The following is a 22,600-nucleotide window of genomic DNA, read 5'->3' as shown; positions in this document are numbered from 1 at the left end:
TCACAGCACGCAGACCAAGAACGTCCTACACCCCCTGCGACCCTCACCGTTCCGGCATCATGACCCCCATGACCGACGGCGTGGACATATGGGAAGCAGCAGCCCGGTTCGACCGGAGCACCGCTGCCAAGGACGAAGCCGGCGCAGAGCAGGAGCGCAAGCAGGTGCTGGCCCAGTTCCCCCTGGAGGACTGGCCCACGCTGCCCCTGGAGCGCTACGCCCTGGGCCTCAACCCGTCCGGTCCCGGGATGACGTACTGCCGACTCATGGAGTTCGGCACCCAGTGCCTGGGCAGCATCAAGGGCGGCAGCGCCGCGAAGCACATCATGTACCGTCACAACTCCGGTGAGTGGCGGCTCGCGGCGCCCCTGCGCGGGATGGAGCCGCAGGACGCGTGGGAGCGTCTTCGGGCCGAGTTCCTCCGGGCATTGACCGCCACAGGCGTGGGCGACTTCGCGGCCGTGGACGACCTCGAAATCCTTCGGTTCGGGCCCGCGCTGGTGACCAAGACTCTCGCCACCTACTTCCCCGAGCACTTCCTCCCCGTCTACTCCGCGGGGCACCTACGGAAGTTCCTCGCCCTGCTGGGCGGCACGTCGGGCGCCGATTCACCGACCTGGCGCAGCAACCGGCAACTCCTCGAACTCGTCCGCTCCCGGCCGGAGTTCGCGGGCTGGACCGGGAACGAGGTGATGACCTTCCTCTACCAGGAATTCGACCCGCGTCCCCAGATGCGCACGATTTGGAAGATCGCCCCCGGCGAGCGCGCCCGCTTGTGGGAGGAGTGCCGCGACGGCGGGTTCATCTGCGTAGGGTGGGACGAACTTCGTGACCTGGGTGAGTATCAGACCGACTCCGAGCTGAAAGAGGCCCTCGACGCGAACTGGCCCAGCGGCAACGGTCGTAGCCTCACCACCGCGCGCAGACTCCTGGCCTTCCGGGACCTGGAGGCCGGAGACCGGGTCGTGGCCAACCGTGGGATGGACGAGGTCCTGGCCACGGGCACTGTCACCGGGAGCTATCGGTTCGCCCCCGAACGGCCGGAGTACCGGCACGTGGTCCCGGTCGACTGGGACGTCTCCCACGCGCAGAAGCTGTCAGGACCCCAGCACGGCTGGCGGTCCACGTTCGCCAAGGTCGACCCGACGCTTTTCGCCAGGCTCACGGCGCATCGGGCGACTGGCTCCGTTGCGCATGCGGCCGCGTCATCCGCCGAGCTGGCGCCCGAGGACGTCCGGGCAGTACTGGACGCGCTGGAACGCAAGGGCCAGGTAATCCTCCACGGGCCTCCCGGTACCGGCAAGACCCGGCTCGCGCTCAGTGCCGCCCTCTTCATGGCCGGCCGCGCGGACGTGATCAACGCCGACCCGGCCCAGCGTTCCGCGGCCCAGGCCGAGATGCTGGGCGGCGAGCAGGTCCATCTGGTGACCTTCCACCCCTCCTACGGCTACGAGGACTTCGTCGAGGGCTTCAAACCGGACCTGAGCGCCACGGGCCCCGGGCTCACGCTCGCCCTCACGGACGGGGTGTTCCACGCCCTGTGCGATCGGGCCTCGGCACACCCCGAGCAGACATACCTCCTGATCATCGACGAGATCAACCGCGGTGATCTGCCCCGGATCTTCGGCGAGTTGATCACGCTCCTCGAACTCGACAAGCGCGGCCTGCCCCTCGCCCTGTCCGTGAGCGGGCGGAGCTTCTCCGTGCCGCCGAACATCCGGATCATCGGCACGATGAACACCGCCGACCGGAGCATCAGCCACCTCGACGCGGCCGTACGCCGCCGCTTCGCCTTCGTTGCCGTCGGCCCCGACCCGGACGCCGTCTCGGGCACGATTGGCCCGCTGGACCTGGCGGAGTTCTTCGAATCCCTCAACACCCGCATCACCCGGCATCTCGACGCCGACCACCAGATAGGACACGCCTACCTACTGCGTGACGGCGCGCCGATCGCCACGGAGGACGACCTCGCCGCAGCCTTCCACCATGAGGTGATCCCGCTGCTGGAGGACTACTGCCTCGGCCGTGCCGACCTGCTGCACCGCGTCCTGGGCAGCCTGGTCGACGCGGACACCGGCCGCATCGCGCTCATGTCACCCCAGGACCTCGCCGCCGCGCTGGCAGCCGAGTTCAGCGGCGGTGAGCCGGGCCCCGATGCCTGAGCGCACCGACGTCCGCCTCGGCGAGTACCAGTCCGTTCCGTTGGACATCGAACAGCTCACCTCCCGGGATGTCGGTCGCCTGCACGCCCTCCAGGCAGGGGGTCACCTCACTCTGCGCCCCGACCGTTCCGGATGGCGGCTCCGGGCGGGCTCGAGTGTCGGAGTCCTGGTCCTCGACCGCGTCCGCATCGTCGTCGAGCCCAAGTTCGCCATACCGGGTGACCGGCTCATGAGTTGGCTCGCCTACGCCCTGGACGCGCCGACGCCCGTTCGGACGATGTCACGACGCTGGGCCACCGGCCCGGAAGGCTACGCCGACCTCGTGGCCGCGGCCTTGCTGGAGCAGTGCGAACAGTTGGTGCGCGAGGGACTGCGCCGCGACTACGTACGTCACCAGAGCGTGGAACCGGTCCTGCGGGGACGGCTGGACTTCGCGGCCCAGGCCACCCGTCGGTACGGACAACTCGACCAGCTGCACATACGCACCTTCGACCGCGAGACCGACATCTGGGACAACCGCGTCCTGGGGACCGCCCTGAAAGTCGCGCTCACCCTCACCTCCGGTTCCGAGTTGGCTCGCGAGCTGCACGGGATCGCCGGTGCGTTCCCTCGGGCCGCCACCCCGGAGGCGGCGCTGCGCGCCCTCGATCGCATCAGGTACACGCGCCTGAACGCCCGCTATCGCCCCGCCCACACCTGGGCACGCCTGCTGCTGCGCGGCGGAGGCGTCACCGACCTGCTCACCGACCTGGGCAGTACGGCGGACGGCCTCCTGCTGCCCATGCCCGCGCTCTGGGAAGCCGTGGTACGACGCCTCGGCGCCGAGGCCGCCGCCCCGTGCGGTGGACATGCCGTCCCCAGCCGCGGCGAGAGGGGCATCACCGTCCGCGGGGACCTCGGCAACGCCTCGACCTTCCGCCCCGACCTGCTCCTGAGCCTCCCGGCGCCTGACCGGCCTCACCGCACACTGCTGCCGGTGGACGCCAAGTACAAGCGCTACGACCGCCACGGCGTCAGCGCCGCCGACGTCCACCAACTCCTCACCTACAGCGTCGGCTACGCCCCCGCCGACGCCCCCGACGCGATGATCGTCCATCCCCAGCCGGGCGGCCACGCTCATCGCGTCCTCCGGGTCGACGGCTCGCAAGGCAGGCTCGGCACCCTTCACGTCATCGGCATCGACACCCACGCACCCCCTCAAAGAGCAGTCGCGTGGCTTACCGAGCAGGCCGCATCGATGTACGGACCGTCGCCGCACTGAGCGGCAAAGAGTGGCAACGATGTTCGCCGCAGCGCCTCACCCGTTCCAGACGATGTTGCAGACGTAGACGCACTCGTGCCGGGGTACGGCAAGGAACTGGATGAAGCCGCGACCGCCAGGCCGGCCTCGGCCTCCGCATCTGCGTGGATCTTCCTTATCTCGGTGATGGCATCCGCCGGATCCACCACCCCGCCGCTCACTACGTTTTCCAGGTGACGCAGGCGAGCGGCTCGTGAGGGGTAGCGCTGGATCGCGACGAACACACCCCACGTGTGAACGAAGGTGCGCAGCGGAGCAAGGGACTGGGCCCGCTGAGCGCTGGTGGTCGCGTCGACGAGATCACGGACAAACGCCGGCATGCGGCTCGGTGTGAGTTCTTCTACGGCGGCACGCAGGGCGTCGGGGGTCAGGGCAGGCATGGGGATGAGCGGCTCACCGGGCTGCGGCTGCGCGTGCAGTGCGGTCACGGTCGTGCTCCCGGTCGGATGGTGGGCGTTGGCTGCGGTCTAGACAGTACTCGCACCGCGCCGGATCGACGGCCGGATCAACGCAAGGGCACGAGCCCGATCACACCTGGTTGCCGGTCGGCTGAAGAGAACCGTGTCGACGCCCGCAACCAGTCCTTCGTCAGTCCGCCGACTGCGCAGGGCGGTGATCAGGTCCACCGCTCCGCGTCCCTCTTCTGGGTGATGGCGCCAGGATGAGTTTCGAAGTAGTTTCAAAGTCATGAGTGCCGAGAGTGCAGCCGTGAACTTCTCCGAGCTGGTGAACAAGAACAAGCAGACGCTTGCCCGGCTCCAGGAATCGCCGAGACTGCTCCTGCATCGCAGAGACGGCGAGGATCTGGTCCTCACTACTGCCGCCCGGGCCGAGCAGGACCAGACCGTGGTGTCGGCAGCCACCCGGATGCTGGCCGCGATGGCTCGCCGGGAGCCCGGCAGCATGGAACTGCTCCTCGACATACTGCCGGACGCGTTCCCCTGGGTCCGTTTCCTGCCCGAGCCCGATCTCCACGCCTTCGCCGTCGAACTGGTCGACACCATGCGAGCCGCCGACTCCGTCGGCAACAGCGCGTCCGTCGCCCAACTGCTCATCGCCTGGCAGCACACCGCCGAGGTCTACTCCGACCCCGAGTTGCTGGCCGCACTGACCAGGGATCACGGCGAGGACTACGGCCCGGTACCGGACCCGCGGGACGTCACATGACCACGGGCCGCGGCGACCGCGCCGCACCTCCGGCACCGGACGGTCACTGGGAAGTCCGCTTCGCCGACGCCGCCTCGGCCAAGGGCTGGGAAAGCCTCGCCCAGCAGGCCCGCGAGAACACCTACCGCGCCTGGATCACCATGCGCACCGCCCCCAGACCGGCCACCGAGACACCCCGGCACCACCGCCTCAAGGGCGGCCTGGCGCATGGCACCCACCGCGGGCAGACCTGCGAGCAGTGGCAGATCGAGGTGACCGGCGGCGGCCGAATCTGGTACCTCCTCGACACCGTCCGGGAGACTTGCTGGATCACCTTCGCAAGTACGGGGCACCCGCGAGCCACAGACCGACGCTGACTCGGGACAGCCGGGTGGGGCGGAACAGGACGCCGAGGATCGACCTCCTTGTTCCGCCCCCTGGCCGTTCAACGTGGCCGGTACACCGATATGACGAACTCCTGCGGTTCGAGGTTCTTGTTCACAGCCCCTCGTTCCCCGGATCTGGTTCGTCATCCGGCACGGCGGTCAGGGCATCCCGTGCGTCCACGGCCTGTTCCGCGGAGTCCGCCGCCCCCAGGAGGGCGGTGAGGCGCTGCCGCATGCGTGTACGGCGGGCCTCGTAGAACTCCGGGAACCCGGTCACATCCTCGGGCAGGCCGGTGGCGTCGTACTCCTTCAGCCAACTCTCGCGCGGGGCATCCGAGGCGAAGTGCTTCCGGAGCCAGGCAGCCGGCAGGTCGGCCTGCTTCGCGATGTTCTCGGGTCTCCTCAGCAGTTGCAGGTTCGCCGCTCTTTCGACGCGGTCCTCGACGAGCGACAGCGCATCCCGCGGGCTTGGTCGACCAGTCCGACATCTCCAGCACGTACACAATTTCGAATATCGGGAATCCCGAATATGCGTTGACAGTGCTAACAAGGTGTCGCCATGCTGAAAGCGCCAACAAGACGCATCACCAGTCCGCGTGGCCCCTTCTCCCACGCCCCGACAACGGGAACAGACCATGACCGATCAGCCCCCTGCCTCCCTCCGCGCTCTCCTCCTCGACCGACTGCGCCACTCGGACCTCGCGCCTCAGGTGCAGGAGCTGCTGCGCGAGCTGGTTCCCGACGAACCGGCCACGAGCAGTGGAGGTCGCGCCGGGCCCGTGCAGCTCCGGTCCGTCACTGCGGCCGGCTGGCGCGGTGTCGGTCCGCGGACCACGCTCGAACTGCCGCCCGGGCCCGGGCTGATCGTCGTCGCGGGCCCCAACGGCTCCGGAAAGTCGAGCTTCGCCGAGGCCGCCGAGACCGCGCTGACGGGACGCAACTCCCGATGGGACGGACGACGGGCCACCGACTGGCAGAAGGGCTGGCGCAACCTGCATAGTCCCGACGTCACCCCCGAGGTCTGCGTCGAGCTGGCCGTCGGCGACCGGGGCGAGGCCGTCACCGTGCGGCGGACCTGGCACGGGCTCAAGGTCGACGAGGCGCGCACCAAGGTCGAGGGACCGGACGGCTCGGAGCGGAAGCTGGAGGAGGTCGTCGACGCCGAGGCGCTGGACCTCGCCCGGCCCTTCCTGCCGTACAGCGAACTCGGTTCGATGATCAACGGCACGCTCGGCGGCCTGCACGACGCCTTCTTCAAGCTCCTCGGGCTCGAACTGCTCGCCGAGTTCGACGGCCGGGTCAAGGACACCGCGAGCGAGTGCGAGCAGGCGATCAAGCACGCGGACGCCCTGACCGCGCAGCTCCTCGACGCGCTGGGCACGCTCGACGACCCCAGGTCCCGCGAGGCCACCCAGGCGCTGTCGGGAGCCAAGCGCGACCTCGGCCGGGTGCGTGCACTGCTGGGGAGCCGTACCCCGGCCGCCGAGGCCGAGCTGGCCCAGCTGCGACAGCACGCGAGCCTCGCCGGGCCGGATCTGGCGGAGGTCGGCGGGGCTGTCGGAAGGCTGCGGGAGGCCGCCGCCTCTGCCGAGGAGGCCCGGTACGGCAGTGCCGAGGAGGCGCGCCGCCTGGCCCGGCTGCTGGAGGCGGCGATCGAGCACCAGCGGCGCTCGAGGAGCACGGACTGCCCGGTCTGCGGCGCCGAGAACCGGCTGGACCGGGCGTGGGCCGAGCAGGCGCGGACGGAGGTGGAGCGGCTCCAGACGGAGGCAGCCGACGCCGAGGCCGCCCGGCAGGAGGTGGCGGTGGCCGTGCGGGCCGTGCACGACCTCGTACAGCCGGTTCCGGTGTGGCTGCGCGGCGAGGACTCCCCGCTCACGGTGGTGTGGCAGGAGTGGGTCCAGTGCCGGGATGTCATCCACCCCCGGGAGCTGGCGGACCGCGTCGAGCGTGCCGCGGCGACCCTGGACGACGCCTGCCGGCAGGTGCGGGAAGAAGCCGTTCAGCGGCTCTCCGCGCATGACGTCGCCTGGCAGCCGTTCGCCGTACGACTGGCCGAGTGGCTCGGTGCCGAGGAAGCGTCCGAGGTCGCGCGCGAGCGCCGCAAGCACGCGCGCAAGGCGCGGGCCTGGCTGCGGCCGATCATCGACGAGCTGCGCGACGAGCGGCTGCGGCCGTTCGCCCAGCGGTCGCAGGAGGTGTGGCAGAAGCTGTGCGAGCACAGCAGCGTCACGCTCGGATCCGTCACCCTCGTGGGCACTCCCGGTCGCGGGAAGGTCGAGCTCGACGTCTCCGTGGACGACATGTCCGCCCCCGCCTATAGCGTGATGAGCCAGGGCGAGCTGCACTCGCTCGCGCTCTCGCTCTTCCTGCCCCGTGCCACACACGCGGACAGTCCGTTCGGGTTCCTTGTCATCGACGACCCCGTGCAGTCCATGGACCCCGAGAAGGTCGAGGGTCTGGCCCGGGTGCTCGACGCGTACGCCCAGGACCGGCAGGTGATCGTCTTCACCCATGACACCCGGCTCCAGCAGGCCGTCGCCCACCTCGGCATCAAGGCGACCGTCCTGCGCGTGAGCCGCCAGACGGACTCCGTAGTGGGCGTAGAGACGCTCACCGACCCGGTGGAGCAGGCTCTCGCGGAGGCGCGGGCTGTCTCTCTGGACCGCGGCCTGCCGCAGGACGTGGCCGACCATGTGCTGCCCGCCATGTGCAGGGTGGCGGTGGAAGCCGCCTGTCTGGAGACGGCACGGCGCAGGCTCCGCGACGAGGAGGGGCTCGGGCTTCGGGCCGTGGAGGAGCGCGTGGAGTCCCTCGATCGCACCAAGACGTACGTGTCACTCGCCCTGTTCGGCGACGAGCAGCAGCCTGCCCGTGCAGCCGTCGAGCGGATCTGTCCCGGTGGCTGGGCGCTGATCGAGGCCTTCAACTCGGGTGCCCACACACCTCTGCCGACTGTGGACGACCGTAAGGATCTCGTCCGCCGCACCAAGGCGCTCGCGGCGGCGATCCGGAGCAGTGCTGGGCCCCAGAGCACCGGGGGCGCCCGATGAGCGCGTCCCCGGAGGCCCTGGTGACCGCCGCCGCCCGCCTCCTCCTGCCCGCCCCCGACACCGTGACCACCCTGCCTCCCGGCCTCCGCGCCCGTGCCGCCGCGGTCCTGCTCCGCATGGCGCTCGACCAGGCCCTGGACGCCTACTGGCGGCGGGTCACTCCGTCGATGACGCGGGTCGGCAAGCACCGCATGCTGTGCCTGGAGTGGTACGCGGGCCACGACACCGCCCGCCGATGTCGCACCACCTGGTCGGCGCTGAGCGCGGCATGCCACTACCGCACGTACGAGCTGCCGCCACGTCCGGAGGAGATCCACGGACGACTGCGGGAGGTCACCAGCCTCCTGACGGTCCTCCGTGCCATGGGCAGCTGAGCCGGCCGCCTTCAGGATTTCGTGCAGGCCTGTCAGTGCCGGCCCGTACGCTGCAATCAAGATCGCACCAGCTGTGCAAAGGGGGGAACCCATGGCCGACGACGGCCCGCAGTACCCGGAGTTCCGGCTCCGGCTGCCCAACGGCGGCCCCGAGGCCCGGGGGCGGCTGCTGACCGAAAAGGGGACGAACGGAAGTCAGAAGTTTGTCGTCCTAGCCGGTTCTCCCGGCCGGTCCGAGGTGGTGCCGTCGTTCCCCGTGCGCATGCCGTCGTCGTACCGGCTGAGGCAGCGGCTGATCGACGAAGGGGTCCTCACTCAGTCGGCCAACTGGCCCGGCTGGCTGGAGACGACGCGGGACGTCGAGTGCAACTCGCCGTCGGCCGCCGCCGAGATTCTGGTCGGTCGCAGTGCGAACGGCTGGCTGGAGTGGAAGACGGACGACGGCCATCCGCTCTCCGACTATCTTGACCAGGTGTGGTGGGGGCCCAACCGGGCCTGGCTGGTACGCGGCTCCAACGTCTCGGGCCTCGACCTCGTCCGGCGTCTGTGGCTGTCCGAGGGCTTGGTGACCCTGCGCGCACGGCACCTGCGGCAAGGTGTCGAGCAGGGTGTCAGCAAGGACCGGCTGCGCACCGCCGTCGAGGAGGACTACGCCTCCACCGCGACGTACAACCAGAAGGTGCAGCTGGTCGAGGAACTGCACATGTTCCTCTCCCGGATGAGGCCCGGCGACACCATGTGCACCATCTCGGGCGGTCGGCTGTACGTCGGCAAGATCACGGGCGACGCCGAGCAGCTCGCTTCCGAGGACGGCCGGTCGGATCTGCGCCGACCGGTGGACTGGGCGGACGACGGGCACGCGTACGAGGGCCTGCCCGAGGCGCTCCAGCAGAAGCTCTCCGCGCAGCATGACGTCGTCGACCTGACCGCGGTGAAGGACCTTATCGACGGCCTGGGGATAAGCGACGAGGAACTGATCGAGGAGGCCGAGGCCGCCGAGCGGGACCCGAGCGTGGAGATCCCCGCGCTCACCGCCCGGCGTGAGCTGGAGCTGCCCGAACCTACGGACGAGTTGGCCGAGGAACTCCTCGTACACGACACGGACTGGTTGCGAGAGGTGCGTGATCTGCTGTGGGACGAACGGCAGTTGGTGCTGTACGGCCCGCCCGGGACCGGTAAGACGTATCTCGCCCTGAAGCTCGCCGAGTTCCTCGGTGGCGGGCCCGAGCAGGTCAAGCTCGTGCAGTTCCATCCGTCGTACGCGTACGAGGACTTCTTCGAGGGCTTCCGGCCGCAGGAGGATCCGCAGACCCGCGAGGTCGCCTTCCGGCTCACCGCCGGTCCGCTGCGCGAACTCGCCGATCTGGCCTCCCGCGAGGGCAACCGGCACATCCCGCACTTCCTGATCATCGACGAGATCAACCGCGCCAACCTGGCCAAGGTCTTCGGCGAGTTGTACTTCCTGCTGGAGTACCGCAACAAGTCGGTCCGGCTGACGTACTCCGGCGACGACTTCGCGCTGCCGCCCAACCTCTTCGTGATCGGCACGATGAACACCGCCGACCGGTCGATCGCCCTCGTCGACGCGGCGATGCGCCGCCGCTTCGCCTTCGTGGAACTGTCCCCGCGCACCGAGCCGACCAGCGGACTGCTGCGCCGCTGGCTCGTCCGCGAGGGACACGACGCCGAGCCGGCCGACCTGCTCGACGCGCTCAACTCCCGTATCGATGACGCCGACTTCCGTATCGGGCCCTCGTATCTGATGAAGAGGGGTGTCTATCGGGAGGGCGGTCTCGAACGGACGTGGCGGACCAAGATCCTGCCCCTGTTGGAGGAGTACCACTACGGAGAGGGCGTGGACGTCGAGAAGCGGTACGGGCTCGCCGCCCTGCGGGAGTCGTCGAGGTGACCTGTGTCGTCGAACTCGTGGAGCATGCGGCGGCCGTAGGTGTCGCCCTGCCGGACTCGGTCGGGCGGGCACTGGCGGCCGGGGACATCGTGGACGCGGCTCCTGATCCGTATGTCCCGGGGCACTGGTCCCTGCGGGCCGGCAGCAAGGTCGGCGCGGTGGCGGTCGCGGTGCCGGGGGACGACGAGCCGGTCACCGTGCGCGTCACTCCCAAGGTCCCCATCGCCCGGCTCTTCTTCCTCCTCGGGTACGGCCTCGACCCGAAGGGCGGTTGGCGGGACGGGGACGTCGATGTCACCGGGCACCGCGATCTGCTGCCCGCCCTCGCCCATGCCGTGGAGCGGCAGATTGACCGCGCCCTGCGGCAGGGGCTCCTCCAGGGATATCGGGTGACCGAGGAGACGTCCCTGGTCGTCCGGGGCCGCATCCGGGAAGCCGAGCAGATACGGCGTCGGTTCGGCGCGACGCTGCCGGTGGAGGTGGAGTACGACGAGTTCACCACCGACATCGCGGAGAACCGCCTGCTGCGCGCCGCCGTGGAGCGTCTCCTGCGGTTGCCCGGCGTGCCCCACGACGTGCGTCGCGGGTTGCTCCACCAGCGTGCCCGCCTGGCCGAGGTCACGGTGATCGTGCGGGGTCAGCCGCTGCCTGCCTGGCAGCCGAGCCGGCTCAACTCGCGCTACCTGCACGCCCTGCACCTGGCCCGGATCGTCCTGGACAACGCCTCCGTCGAGCACGCGCCCGGTGAACTGCGCATCGACGGCTTCCTCTTCGACATGAACAAGCTCTTCGAGGACTTCGTGACGGTGGCACTGCGCGAGGCGTGCCGTGGCCTCGGGCACTTGGCGCGGCTCCAGGATCCGCATCACCTCGACGAGGCGTCCGCGATCCGCATGAAGCCCGACTTCGTGCTCTACGGGCCGCACGGCGCCCCATGCGCCGTCGTGGACGCCAAGTACAAGGCCGAGAAGCGGGACGGTTTCCCGGACGCCGACCTCTACCAGATGCTGGCGTACTGCACCGCCCTCGGCCTGCGCGAAGGTCACCTGGTGTACGCCAAGGGCAACGCCCCACACGCGGCCCACGTGGTCCGGCACGCGGGCATCGTCATTCACCAGCACGCCCTCGACCTCGACCAGGAACCCTCCGGGCTGCTCTCGGACGTGGCGAGAGTGGCCGACCGGCTGGTGAGCACCCCGCGCGTATGATCGACTCCGGAGTGTCCGTTCAGGGTGGGGAGTGCGCCTCGTGCCGCAGCTCGCGTTCGCCAACAGCTTCTGGGAGAGCTACGACGTCCTGGAACGGCCCGTCAAAGCCGGTGTGCGCAAGGCGATGCAGAAGTTCCAGCAGCTCACCGTGCCCGAACTGCACGCGGACAAGGGCCTGCACCTGGAGTCCGTGGAGAACGCGCGCGACCCCCGCATGCGGACCATCCGCATCAACGACTTCTGGCGCGGCGTCGTCCTCGCCCCCGACGACGGCAGTGACGTCTTCCTCCTCGTCAACGTCGTCCCGCACGACGACGCATACACCTGGGCCGCGAAGCGGCTGTACACCACGAACTCCGCGACCCGTGCGCTGGAGGTCCGCAACGTCGCGGCGATCGAGCAGCTGACCCCGGCCCTGGAGAAGGCCGCCGCGGCCGCCGACGCGCTGCTCTTCGCGACGTACTCGGACACCGTCCTGCGCGAACTCGGCATCGACGACCAGGTGCTCAGGGCCGTGCGGACCATCGTCGACAAGGCGCAGCTGCGGGCCTTCGAGACACTGCTGCCGGAGGACCAGTGCGAGGTGCTGCAGTACCTCGCCGAGGGCTTCAGCCCCGAAGAGGTCTACCAGGACGTGGTCGCCGTCCGGCGGCCCGTCGACGCGGGACCCGACCCGGACGAGAGCCTGGCCGTCGTCATCGCCAACACCACGAGCCGCATCACCCTGGTCACCGGCCCGGAGGAACTCGCCGACATCCTGGAGAAACCGTTCACGGCCTGGCGGGTTTTCCTGCACCCCTCCCAGCGCCGCGTCGCTTACCGGACGTCCTACGGCGGCCCGGTGCAGGTCACCGGCGGCCCGGGGACCGGCAAGACGGTCGCGGCACTGCACCGGGTCAAGCACCTGCTCACCCGCTCCCCGGACACCCGCGTGCTGCTCACCACGTTCACCAACGCCCTGGCCGCATCGTTGCGGGAGAACCTGGCCGTCCTCCTGGACGACGAGTCGCTGCTCACCCGCGTCGAGGTGACCACGGTCAACGCCTACGCGCACGGCATCGTCACCCGCCTCGACGGCCGGGCGCCCTCCCCGATCGGCGACCGGGAAGAGCGGCAGATGTGGCAGCGGGTCGTCAGGAAGCTCGGCCTGCCCTGGACGGAGCAGTTCCTGGCCCAGGAGTACCGCCACGTCGTCCTCGCCCAGGATCTGCGCACCCTGGACGACTACCGCGCGGCCTCCCGGCGCGGTCGCGGCAGCGCACTGTCAACGACCAGGCGGGGGCAACTGTGGCCCGCTGTCGAGCTGTTCGAGTCCATGCTGCGCGGCCAGAAAACCACGACCCACCTCAAGGTGTGCGCCCGTGCGGCCGAGCTCCTGGCCGCTTCCTCACCGACGCACGACCATGTCGTCGTCGACGAGGCGCAGGACCTGCACCCGGCGCAGTGGCGCGTCCTGCGCGGTGCGGTGCCGGCCGGCAGCGACGACCTATTCATCACAGGAGACCCGCACCAGCGGATCTACGACTCGAAGGTCTCCCTTGGTTCGCTCGGTATCTCGGTGACCGGGCGCACACACCGCCTGCGCGTCAACTACCGCAGTACGGAGGAGATCCTCGCCTGGTCGACGGGCATCCTCAGCCCGGTGTCGGTCGACGACCTGGGTGGTGAGGGCAGCGACACCCTGGCGGGTTACCGGTCGCTCCTGCACGGCCGTAGACCGCATGTGCACGGTTACGGCTCGGAGCAGGCGGAGATCGCGGCACTCGTCGAACGGGTCGGGGAATGGATCGCGCAGGGCGTCCGGCCGTCGGAAATCGGCGTGTGCGCCCGCTTCAACGTGCTGCTCGACAAGGCGTACGACAAGCTGGCCGCGGCCCGGGTGCCGGTGGTGCGGGTCAGAGACAATCCGGGGCCGGGCACGGACGGCGTACGGCTGGCCACCATGCACGCCATGAAGGGACTGGAGTTCCGCTGTGTCGCCGTTCTCGGAGCGACGGCGAGCGCGCTGCCCTTCGCCCGCGAAGTGACTCCGGCGTCCGTGGATGCGCTGCAGCACGACTCCGACCTGCTCCGGGAGCGGTGCCTGCTGTTCGTGGCGTGCACCCGGGCGCGTGAGGCGTTGGCGGTGTCGTGGAGCGGATCGCCCAGTGCGTTCGTTCCGCAGGCGGGGTGACGTACAGCTCTTTCTTGTGATGTGGCTGCCCGTCAATCTCCTGGCGCGAGAGCCCCGTTGCCGAGCCCGTCCCGTGCCAGCGCCGATGCCTGCCTACCGAGTTCGGTCACTCTCCGCACCCGCTCCTCGAACTCCTGCAGTGCGCGGAATGCTGCCCCGTATCGACGCTGCTCGGCGATGTCCATCTGCGGGATGCGAGCACCCTTGCCGTCGAGCCGGTAGGTGCCGCTGGCGCTGGTGGAGCGACGGGTGTTCGCCGCGCTGCGCAGGAAGCCCTGGAGGTAGTCGGTGTCGAGTTGTTCGCTCACCGACACCGGCTCCGGATCGCCGTACTCGACCAGCCCGGCCCGCGCGAGGTCGGCAACGCTGACGGACGGCCCGTCCAGAGCGCTGGGGCCGTCGCCTCCCGTCAAGGTCGGCAGCAGGTCGGCCAGCAGACTCACCTGTTCGGCCATCTCCTGCCGCAGCGCCCGGTACTCGGTCGCGTAGTCGCGGTGGGACTCCTCGACATGACGGCCGGGAGTCAGGTCCACGGTGTCGTCGAGGAGTTCGATCAGGGGTACGTCAGCCGTCTGGTCGGGCCCTGGCTCCAACGGGCCGTCGGGATCGTTCGCCGTCAGGTCGATCATGCGCACCCTGGCGACGGCATCGTCGGGGGATTGCGGGCGGCGCAGATGCCAGAGGTGCACGGGGAGCGCGTGCGACACAGCGCTTCCCGGTGGGAGGGCGATGATGTCCGTGAGGAGGCCGCGCCGCACGAGCTCGGCCCTGATACGGCGACCGGCCTTGCGGTAGGCGACCGAAGCAGGCATGACCATGAGGACGCGCCCACCCGGCGCGGTGTGTGCGTAAGCGTGTTGCAGCCAGGCAAGTTCACCTTCGGCACGTGACGGTGTGCCGAGTTCCCACCGAGGGTCGAGCAGCAGATCCTCGCGGCCCCAGTCCATGGCGCCGACGGGCGGATCGCAGACGACGAGATCGGCCTTGAGGTTGGGCCAGTGGTCGTCGCGCAAGGAATCTCCGGTGCGGATGTCGATGCCGGTGCGTCCAGTGAGATCGGCCCGCAACTGCCCAAATCGAGCACTGCGGGTGTCGACCTCCTGACCACACCGCTGGGGGCCGACCTCGGGCCCCACAGCCAACAGCAGCGTTCCGATGCCACAAGCCGGATCGAAGAGGGTCGCGTCGCTGCGTACCTCGCCGGCGAAGTGCCGCACCGCGTTGACAATGCGGGGTGAGGTGACCTGGTCGGACCCGGCCCGGCGCACCGAGTCGGTGAAGCGCTCGGTAAGCGCGCTCACCACGTCGCCGGGTGATCCACCGTCGCCGAGTTGCCGCGCCAGTCGGATGGCATCTGTCGGCAGACCTTCCGGGGCCTCGTCCTCGGCACCGGCGAACAGCTGGGCCACGTCGGCGAGCCCGCCGATCATGTCGTCACCGTAGGCCGCTCGTAGGGCCTGCCACAGCTGCACCTCCGCCGAGACATCCTGGCCCTTGCGCTGCTTGTCCAGCCATGCCTGCACCGCGGCAAGGTCGAACAACGGACTGTTCGCGCCGCCACCTGCGGGCGCGGGGAAATCCTCGTACCGGCGCCTCCAGTTGGAGACCGCAGCACGCGTGACGCCCACAAGCCGAGCGATCTCAGAGCCGGTGACAAGCGGTCCGCCGACTGGCGGAGCGGGATGGTCTGCCATGCGCGCCACCGTACACGGGCCTCATGGCCCCATCAATAAATAGAGTATGTTGACAACGTACACGCACCCATGCTGTTGCAAGGACTCGTTACTCACCCCAACCCAACGGGTGACTCTCTGCTGGTTGAAAACATCTGCCGCATCTGAGTGCGACCTGCTACGTGTGATCGTGTTCCGTTATCGCGAGCACGGCGAATTCCTCACCACACCATCGCTCACGATGGCTGGCGTGCGGCAGAGCCGCGTCAAACTGGTCTGTCATGGTGTCCTCGCTGTCGGGTGAGGACGTAACCCTGAAGTCTCCCCTGATCGTGGACGCCATGAGACTGCACTGGGTGGCAAGCCGGGCAGCGCGAAGGCCGAGATGAGGCCGCTTCGCAGGGGGACACTACGGACGATACTTTCGAGTACACCCGAGGCTTCCAGCCTCGCCGTCCACCGGCTTCCGCGTGCACGCCTGATCCACTGCATGGGCAGTGCGAATGCCAGCGTCAGAGGCCTCGCGAATGGTTGAGGTAGTCGGCGGCGGCGCCCACGAAGCTGTCGTGTGCGGCCACGGCTGCTCGGCGGAGGGCCTCGATATCGTCGGCGTCAGTCAGGCCTCGGAGGCTGTATATAGAGGTCAGCAGGTCGGCGGCTGCCTGCCTCACGGCTGGGTCGAGGATGGGTAACTGCAACCGGACGAGTTGAGCTGTCGCGGCCGACCAGGGCGCGTACCTCTCCGCTTTCAGGGCGGCCAGATACTCCGGATCTGGCCTATGACCATGGCGTTGCAAGTCTTGCTGCGCGCACAGGACGCGACGGTGCTCAGTCGCATCGCACAGGCGGCCAGCGCAGCAAGGCATCGAATTGCTCGCGCCGCAGCGTCTCCGCGCGGTCCTGGACACGCTCTGCGCGAGCCGTCTGGTGCTGGATGGCACCAGCGACGATTGCTCCGAGAATGGTCCCCGAGACAGCAACGACGATGGTCCACGCATACCCCTTTTTTGGGGGGAACTGGGACATTCGGTAATCGTCAAGCAGCCGCAGCGTCACTCGTGCCTTCGTCGACGCCCGGGCTAACGCGTAGCCAGTGAACGGGGCTGGTGTTATGCCGTTACAGCGTCCCGGGCGGCGAGATTCGCGCTACCTGAGCGGCCGGTGCCGCTACCTCTAGGGACAACCTTTAAGCAGGACTGTCGAAGGGGTACAAGCTAGCCAGGGCTTCGCAGACTGCTCAGCCATCACGGCGGGACGCCCGGATACCCCAGGCAGAGGCCGCTTGCCGCAGGTCAGGCACCGAAGCCGCCAATCTCCTACCCCGCGCCCCATGGCTGCATACGTAGCCGCGCGACCCCGTTCGAACCGGTACGGAGCGGGGTTTGTCCCAGCCACCAACCCGAGGGGAAAGGGTCTCTGACCGGCATATTCGTGGCCAGAACCCCTCAGCGGCAGACGAGTCGGGCTGTACGCCGGGTTCTGTTCCCAGGGTTCCTCGCGGGGCCCTGGGCGACGGCCATCCATCTAGGACCGGCGTTGCCGCCGGCCTCCTGCGGTCTACCCGCGGACTCGGGCGGGCAGCCCTCGAACGTCCGCGCAGGGCCACCACCTCTTTCGAGAAGGCGGCCCCTCTTGACCTTGCTCCGGGTGGGGTTTACCTAGCCGCCTGAGTCACCTCAAGCGCTGGTGGTCTCTTACACCACCGTTTCACCCTTACCCAGCACCGAAGCGCTGGGCGGTTTGCTTTCTGTGGCACTGTCCCGCGGGTCACCCCGGGTGGCCGTTAGCCACCACCCTGCCCTGTGGAGCCCGGACGTTCCTCGGGAAGCCCCCGTCAAGGGGACTCCACGCGGCCGTCCGCCCGGCTCGTCTGCCGTGTCGACCATGTTACCGGCCTGCGAGGGGCGGCCGTCGCCAGGACTGATCCGGCGAGGATCAGGGCGAACGCGGCCAGGACGCCTGCCGTCAGGGGTTCATCCAGGAAGAGTGCTCCCGCCGCCACCGCTACCGCAGGGTTGACGTACGTGAAGACCGTCGCCCGCGTGGGCCCCACTTCCTTGATCAGCTCCAGGAATGCCACGAAAGCGACCGCCGTGCAGATCACGCCCAAGGCCGCCAGCGCCGTCAAAGCCTCGGCCGACGGCACAGCAGAAGGCCAGGTCAGCGCGGCCGCCGGTGCGTATACCAGTGCCGCCAAGGTCAGGCAGGCCGCCGTCAGGTGGAGGGAGGGTACATCCCTCAGCCAGCGCGCCGCGATCAGCGGGGCCGTCGCATAGCCCAGTACCGTCAGCAGCACCTCCGCCAGTGAGCGGGCGTCGCCGCCCGTCAGGTGCGGGACCGTGAGCGTCGCTACGCCGGCCAGGCCCAGGCACAGGCCGGTCAGGCGGCGGATGCCCAGGTGCTCGGCGTGCCCGAAGACGCGGGACAGAGCAACGCCGACTATCGGGACGCCCGCGATCAGCAGGCCCGCCGTCGAGCTGGAGAGGTGGCGTTCCGCGTCGGTCAGGGTCCACCAGGGGCCGATGATCTCTATGCACGCGAAGGCCAGCATCGGGCGCCAGTGGCGTCGTATCGTCCGGGTCAGTCCGCCCTGGCGGATCGCGAAGGGGAGCAGCAGGGCAGCTGCCAGCGCGCAGCGCGTGAACACCACGCCCGACGGGGAGATCTCCTCCACCGCCACCTTGATCATCAGGTACGGGATGCCCCACACCACGCCCATCAGGGCGAACAGGAACCAGCCGCGTGCAGTCATGCGGCGAGTTTCGGCCCTCTCACACTCCCGCGTCTTGAACGCTGTTGCGGTACGCCGCCGGGGTCACGCCGAGCACGCGGCGGAACCAGCGGGTGAGGTGTGCCTGGTCCGCGAAGCCGACCATTCCCGCGACCTCGGCCGGGCGTAGGCCGGATTCCAGGAGGGTGCGGGCCCTGGTTACCCGGTGTTGGGCCAGCCAGGCATATGGCGGGATTCCCATCGTCGTACGGAAGGCTCGTAGGAGTTGGTAGCGGGAGAGGCCCAGATCTGTGGCCAGGGCCGCGAGGGAGGGTGGGGACGTGAGTTCGTCGGCGAGGCGGTCGCGGACCGTTCGCGCTATGTGGTCGGCGCCCTTGACCGTGTCGCTCGTCGCGCGGGCCGTGGAGTGGCGGTGGGCCAGGGCCGTCAGGAGCCAGGGGATGCGGGACTCGGCTTCCAGGGGGTCGGGGCAGGCGGCGAGTTCGGTGTGCGTGATGCGCAGGGCCGTGGCCAGTTGGGGGTCGTCGAGGAGGGGGTCGCGGAAGTGCGGGACGGCTGTGCCCGGGGTGCCGTCCGTCAGCAGCGACGTTTCGGCGTACAGGGCTCGATAGGCGTAGCCGCCCTCGGAGGCCGCAGGGCCGCCTGTGTGCATCTCTCCCGGCGCCAGTACGACGATGGAGCCCGGTCCGGGGCGGATGCGACCGCCCCGATAGTCGATGACCTCGCTGCCCCCTACGCACACGCCGATCGTGATCTCGTCGTGGGCGTGCGGGGCGTACACGTGCCTGTTGAAGCGGGCGGTCAGGAGGTCGACAGTAGGGCCGCCCCGGCCCAGCCGGGCCCTGGTCCACAGCGCCTGTTCCCTCACCGCGCACGCCCCTTCGCTCCTCCTGAGGGTGCAACGCCGGGAGCTTCAGAGAAAGTCCGACGTGTCCAGGTCGAAGGCGAACGGTTCTGGGAGGGGGAGAGGTTTGCCGAAGGCCACGGCACGGAGCTCCCGGTAGTCGGCCGTCGTCGGGTCACTGAACAGCGTGGTCCACGAGGTTTCACGGTCGACGAGGAGGTAGAGCGGGATACCGCCACGGGCGTAGCAGCGGCGTTTGATCTCACGGTCGACCCGCGGCTTCGAGGGCTCCGAGGACGTCACCTCAAGCACCATGGACACTCCGTCGCACGGCATCCAGGGCTCAGCCCCTCGGAAGAGGCGCAGCTCCTTGAGGGCGAAGGTGCCGTCTGGAATCACATGGTCCTGCGGGTAGCCGTCCGCGCACTTCAGCTTCAGCCCCTTGTTTCCGGAGAACTGGATGTCGGTCGGGGATCGCCGGTACATCTCACCCACGATCCGGCTGATGCAGTGCTCGTGGTGCCCGTCCGGCACCGGGGTCACCACGAGTTCCCCCTCGATGAGCTCCGCCCGGAGCCCCTCGGGGGTGTTCAGGTCGACAAACCAGTCCAGCAGAAGCTTCTGCGTGATCGGATCCTGTCCCATGGCGCCCATGGAACGCCCTGCCAACGGCTCGCCGGAGCCGAACAGCGGCAGGTCACCTGTACGGGAGTCCGCCGGTGGCGTCCCCTTGACCCCGCCGCAACGTCAACGTTTCTACTGATCCCATGCGGATCGGAGAACTCGCCGCCGCCGTCGGCGTCACCACGCGCACGGTGCGGCACTACCACCATCAGGGGCTGCTGCCCGAGCCGGAGCGGCGGCCGAACGGGTACCGGGAGTACACGTTGCGGCATGCCGTCGTGCTGGCGCGGATCCGGCGGCTGACCGAGTTGGGGCTGGGGCTCGCGGAGGTGCGGGACGTGCTGGCCGAGGATGCCGGGAAGGATCTTGTCGAGGTGTTGACAGAACTTGATCAGGATCTTGCTCGGCAGGAGGACGCCATCCGGGAGCGGCGGGCGCGGCTGCGGGCCTTGCTGGAGACGGAGGGCGGGCTGCCGGCCGAGGGGCCTGTGTCGCCGCAACTCGCCGCGCTCTTCCGGGACATGGCTCATGTCTCCGACTCCCCCATGGCCGCCAAGGACCGCGAGATGCTCGCGCTCATTGAGGCCACCGCCGATCCCGAGGGGCGGGACCAGCTCATGGGCGCCCTCGGGGGTGCGCTCGCCCGACCGGGCGGGCAGGAGCGGGCCCTCGCCGCCTACGCCCTGCTCGACGCGCTAGCCGACGCCGACCCCACCGACCCGCGTGTCGACGACGCGGCCCGCGCCCTCGCCGACTGCCTGCCCCGCGACCTCCTCCCGGAGCCGATGGAAGTCGACCCTGACAACAGCTTCCTGCGCGCCTTCTACGCCGACTTCGCCCCGGCCCAGGCGGAGGCCATCCGCCGCACCTTGCACATGCTCACTGAGACCGAAGGAGACGGGCCTTGATGCGGACCATGGTCGTTCTCCTCCGGCACGAGCTGCGGCTCCTCGCCAGTATCGGGCTGTGGGTGGCCCGGCGCCGGCACGGGCTCGGCGGCGGCAGCACCGGCTTCGGGTACTCGCGCGGGCAGACCACGATGATGTTGGGGTTCGGGTTCGTGATCGTCGTCGAGTCGATCATGATGTCCCTGCTGCTGCGGAACTACCCCGCCGTGCAACGGGCGTGGTTCATGCTCGACATGTACACCCTCCTGATCATCATCGGGATGCACGCCGCCTCCGTCGTACGACCGCATGTCGTCGCCGCCGACTCCCTGCGCGTCCGGCGTGCCGCGCACGTCGATCTGCGCATACCGCTGGAGAAGATCGCGCATGTGCGCCGCGAGCTGCGCCATACCCATGAACGGGCCGAGGGTGAACTCAATCTCCCCATCGCCGCGCAGACCACCGTGACGCTCGAACTCACCGAGCCCGTCGCCCACTTCACCTTCCTCGGCCGCCACAAGGACATCCGTCTCGTGCGCTTCCACGCCGACGACGCCGACAGCCTCGTAAAGCTCGTCAGACTCGCAAAGCAAGCAGAGCCCGCAAAGCACACAAAGGAAGTCACACAGGCTCGAAGCGCACCTTCGCCGCTCCCGGATTCCCCGGATCCGACTGCGTAAGGCGAACCCGCAGCCGCTCCCCCAACGGCAGCCCGTCCGTGCCCTCGACCCGGCCGATGACCGCCGGTGACTCCAACTGCACCACGCCCACGGCCGGTTGACGCTCCGACACGTCCACCACCCAACCGTCGAACTCCTCCCCCACCCGGTCCTTCAGCAGCGCCGCCTCCACGATGTCGACGCACTCCCGCTCGACCCTGCCCGCGCGCCGCGTCCCCTCGGCCATCCGGGCGGGCAGCCCATCAAGGGCCTCCATCACCCAGTCGGGCACCGACCGGCCCGCGATGACCGCCAGGCAGATCTCCGAGACGTACCGGTCGGCGAGGCGGCGCAGCGGCGCCGTGCAGTGGGCGTAGGGGGCGGCGACGGCCGAGTGGGTGGTGATGGGCGGCAACGCCCCGTCGCGGAACACCGTGTAGCCCGCGCCCCGCAGCAGCGTCGTGCACTCCTGGAGGAAGGCCGCGTGGTGCGGGCGGTGTGGGTCGAGGGAGCGGACCAGTGAGGCGTACGAGACGTGGTGCGGCCAGTCGATGTGCAGGGCCTGGGCGGTACGGCGCAGGCGGCCGACCGCGCCGTCGGGGGCGGCGGGGAGGGTGCGCAGGATGCCGGTGCCGGCGGACAGCATCAGGTCGGCGGCGGCCATGCCGGTGAGGAGGGAGATCTGGGCGTTCCAGCCGTCGGCGGGATGCGGGGCCCGGTACGCCAGCTCGTACGTGTGATCGCGCTCGATGATCTCCTGCTCGGGCACGCTGAGCGAGATCCCGCCCCGCGCCACCTCCAGCCCTTCCCGCAGCTCCCCGATCTCCTTCAGCAGCGCCAGCGGTTCCTCGGCGGTCCCGGTGTCGATCTGCCTCTGTACGGCCGCGTAGTCCAGCTTGGCCCGGCTGCGGACGAGGGCGCGGCGGATGTCGACGGCGCGGGTACGGCCGTCGTCGTCGAGGTCGATCGTCCATAGGGCGGCCGGGCGGTCCTGGTCCGGGAGCAGGCTCGCCGCGCCTTCGCTGAGCAGCTCGGGGTGGAGCGGGATCCGCTCGCCGGGGAAGTAGAGGGTGGTCACGCGCCGGTGGGCCTCGCGGTCGAGCGCGCCCGACGGTACGACGAAGGCGGCGACGTCCGCGATGGCGTATCGGACGCGGTAGCCGGTGCCCTGCCGGGACAGGTGCATGGCCTGGTCGAGGTCGGTGGAGGTCGGGGGGTCGATGGTGAAGAAGGGGATGTCCGTGGCGTCGTGGGGAGGGAGCACCGGGGCCTTCGCGGTCCGGTCCGCCTCCGCCAGGACCTCGGGCGGGAAGCTTCCGGAGACGCCGAGTTCGGTGCGCAGTGCGGTGAGGGCGGCCCGGAGGGGGGCTTCGGGGGCGCCGGTCACTCGGATGTGTCGGCGGGGCATACGACGAGCGTAGGGCGGGCCCCGTCGGGTGGCACGCCGTACCCTGTGGCGGAGTTCGATTGA

Annotated in this window: 17 protein-coding genes, 1 other RNA gene and 1 pseudogene; 11 read left to right on the top strand and 8 right to left on the bottom strand. The window is 69.5% G+C overall.

Annotated elements, in window-relative coordinates; all coding sequences use genetic code 11:
- Window positions 1-68 precede the first annotated feature (68 nt).
- On the top strand, window positions 69-2,162 hold the full coding sequence (locus IF78_RS0116660) for an AAA family ATPase (protein ID WP_031476479.1): 2,094 nt from the start codon (window positions 69-71) through the stop codon (window positions 2,160-2,162).
- Complete coding sequence (locus tag IF78_RS0116655; RefSeq protein ID WP_031476477.1) at window positions 2,155-3,423, top strand: McrC family protein; 1,269 nt, start codon at window positions 2,155-2,157, stop codon at window positions 3,421-3,423. Before IF78_RS0116660 ends, IF78_RS0116655 begins: the two co-directional genes overlap by 8 nt.
- Here IF78_RS0116655 and IF78_RS49700 read toward each other — a convergent pair.
- Window positions 3,360-3,890 carry a DUF6247 family protein gene (locus IF78_RS49700; RefSeq protein ID WP_234439700.1) on the bottom strand — a complete coding sequence of 177 codons (531 nt, stop codon included), beginning with the start codon at window positions 3,888-3,890 and terminating at the stop codon, window positions 3,360-3,362. The genes IF78_RS0116655 and IF78_RS49700 overlap by 64 nt on opposite strands.
- A 259-nt stretch (window positions 3,891-4,149) precedes the next feature.
- On the opposite strand from IF78_RS49700, the gene IF78_RS0116650 reads away from it, so the two are divergent.
- Window positions 4,150-4,629 (top strand): hypothetical protein, encoded by a 480-nt coding sequence (locus tag IF78_RS0116650; RefSeq protein WP_031476475.1) that lies wholly within the window; start codon window positions 4,150-4,152, stop codon window positions 4,627-4,629.
- Window positions 4,626-4,985, top strand: coding sequence for a hypothetical protein (locus IF78_RS0116645; protein WP_031476473.1), 360 nt, complete (start codon window positions 4,626-4,628; stop codon window positions 4,983-4,985). Before IF78_RS0116650 ends, IF78_RS0116645 begins: the two co-directional genes overlap by 4 nt.
- A gap of 121 nt (window positions 4,986-5,106) precedes the next feature.
- On the opposite strand, the gene IF78_RS48435 is transcribed toward IF78_RS0116645, so the two are convergent.
- On the bottom strand, window positions 5,107-5,271 hold the full coding sequence (locus IF78_RS48435) for a hypothetical protein (RefSeq protein WP_158751407.1): 165 nt from the start codon (window positions 5,269-5,271) through the stop codon (window positions 5,107-5,109).
- A 358-nt stretch (window positions 5,272-5,629) separates the two neighbouring features.
- Between IF78_RS48435 and IF78_RS0116635 the strand changes: the two genes are divergently transcribed.
- From IF78_RS0116635 to IF78_RS0116615, 5 genes are all read left to right on the top strand, one after another.
- Window positions 5,630-8,047, top strand: coding sequence for an AAA family ATPase (locus tag IF78_RS0116635; RefSeq protein WP_031476471.1), 2,418 nt, complete (start codon window positions 5,630-5,632; stop codon window positions 8,045-8,047).
- Window positions 8,044-8,421 (top strand): hypothetical protein, encoded by a 378-nt coding sequence (locus tag IF78_RS0116630; RefSeq protein ID WP_051827929.1) that lies wholly within the window; start codon window positions 8,044-8,046, stop codon window positions 8,419-8,421. Before IF78_RS0116635 ends, IF78_RS0116630 begins: the two co-directional genes overlap by 4 nt.
- A 91-nt stretch (window positions 8,422-8,512) precedes the next feature.
- Entirely contained in the window at window positions 8,513-10,330 is a 1,818-nt protein-coding gene (locus IF78_RS0116625) for a DUF4357 domain-containing protein (RefSeq protein WP_031476467.1), read from the top strand.
- Entirely contained in the window at window positions 10,327-11,538 is a 1,212-nt protein-coding gene (locus tag IF78_RS0116620) for an McrC family protein (protein WP_031476465.1), read from the top strand. Before IF78_RS0116625 ends, IF78_RS0116620 begins: the two co-directional genes overlap by 4 nt.
- 40 nt (window positions 11,539-11,578) lie before the next feature.
- Window positions 11,579-13,711: a UvrD-helicase domain-containing protein gene (locus IF78_RS0116615; protein ID WP_031476463.1), complete on the top strand. Its 2,133-nt coding sequence runs from the start codon at window positions 11,579-11,581 to the stop codon at window positions 13,709-13,711.
- A gap of 32 nt (window positions 13,712-13,743) precedes the next feature.
- Here IF78_RS0116615 and IF78_RS0116610 read toward each other — a convergent pair whose 3' ends face one another.
- From IF78_RS0116610 to IF78_RS0116585, 5 genes and pseudogenes are all read right to left on the bottom strand, one after another.
- The gene (locus IF78_RS0116610) at window positions 13,744-15,405 is read right to left on the bottom strand and encodes an N-6 DNA methylase (protein ID WP_031476461.1); all 1,662 of its coding nucleotides are present in this window, start codon (window positions 15,403-15,405) and stop codon (window positions 13,744-13,746) included.
- Window positions 15,406-16,836: 1,431 nt separating this feature from the next.
- Window positions 16,837-17,253: RNase P RNA component class A (gene rnpB, locus IF78_RS45065), an RNA gene on the bottom strand.
- Window positions 17,254-17,308: 55 nt separating this feature from the next.
- Window positions 17,309-18,136: pseudogene (locus IF78_RS50870) on the bottom strand (DMT family transporter); the annotation flags it as partial.
- Between the two features lie 19 nt (window positions 18,137-18,155).
- Window positions 18,156-18,983, bottom strand: a complete 828-nt coding sequence (locus tag IF78_RS0116590) for a helix-turn-helix domain-containing protein (protein WP_031476457.1) — start codon at window positions 18,981-18,983, stop codon at window positions 18,156-18,158.
- A gap of 45 nt (window positions 18,984-19,028) precedes the next feature.
- On the bottom strand, window positions 19,029-19,613 hold the full coding sequence (locus IF78_RS0116585) for a Uma2 family endonuclease (protein ID WP_031476455.1): 585 nt from the start codon (window positions 19,611-19,613) through the stop codon (window positions 19,029-19,031).
- 113 nt (window positions 19,614-19,726) lie between these two features.
- Between IF78_RS0116585 and IF78_RS0116580 the strand changes: the two genes are divergently transcribed.
- Together IF78_RS0116580 and IF78_RS0116575 are read left to right on the top strand one after the other, a co-directional pair.
- Window positions 19,727-20,491, top strand: a complete 765-nt coding sequence (locus tag IF78_RS0116580) for a MerR family transcriptional regulator (protein ID WP_031476453.1) — start codon at window positions 19,727-19,729, stop codon at window positions 20,489-20,491.
- Window positions 20,491-21,150, top strand: coding sequence for a hypothetical protein (locus IF78_RS0116575; protein WP_031476451.1), 660 nt, complete (start codon window positions 20,491-20,493; stop codon window positions 21,148-21,150). The genes IF78_RS0116580 and IF78_RS0116575 overlap by 1 nt, the downstream gene beginning before the upstream one ends.
- On the opposite strand, the gene IF78_RS0116570 is transcribed toward IF78_RS0116575, so the two are convergent.
- Window positions 21,092-22,537, bottom strand: a complete 1,446-nt coding sequence (locus tag IF78_RS0116570) for an RNB domain-containing ribonuclease (RefSeq protein WP_031476449.1) — start codon at window positions 22,535-22,537, stop codon at window positions 21,092-21,094. The two genes, IF78_RS0116575 and IF78_RS0116570, sit on opposite strands and share 59 nt — an antisense overlap.
- Window positions 22,538-22,600 lie beyond the last annotated feature (63 nt).

Origin of the sequence: Streptomyces bicolor, assembly GCF_000719285.1 — a bacterium.
GTDB lineage: Bacteria > Actinomycetota > Actinomycetes > Streptomycetales > Streptomycetaceae > Streptomyces > Streptomyces bicolor.
The sequence above is the reverse complement of the archived record's forward strand: the minus strand, read 5'-3'. Positions and strand labels throughout refer to the sequence as shown.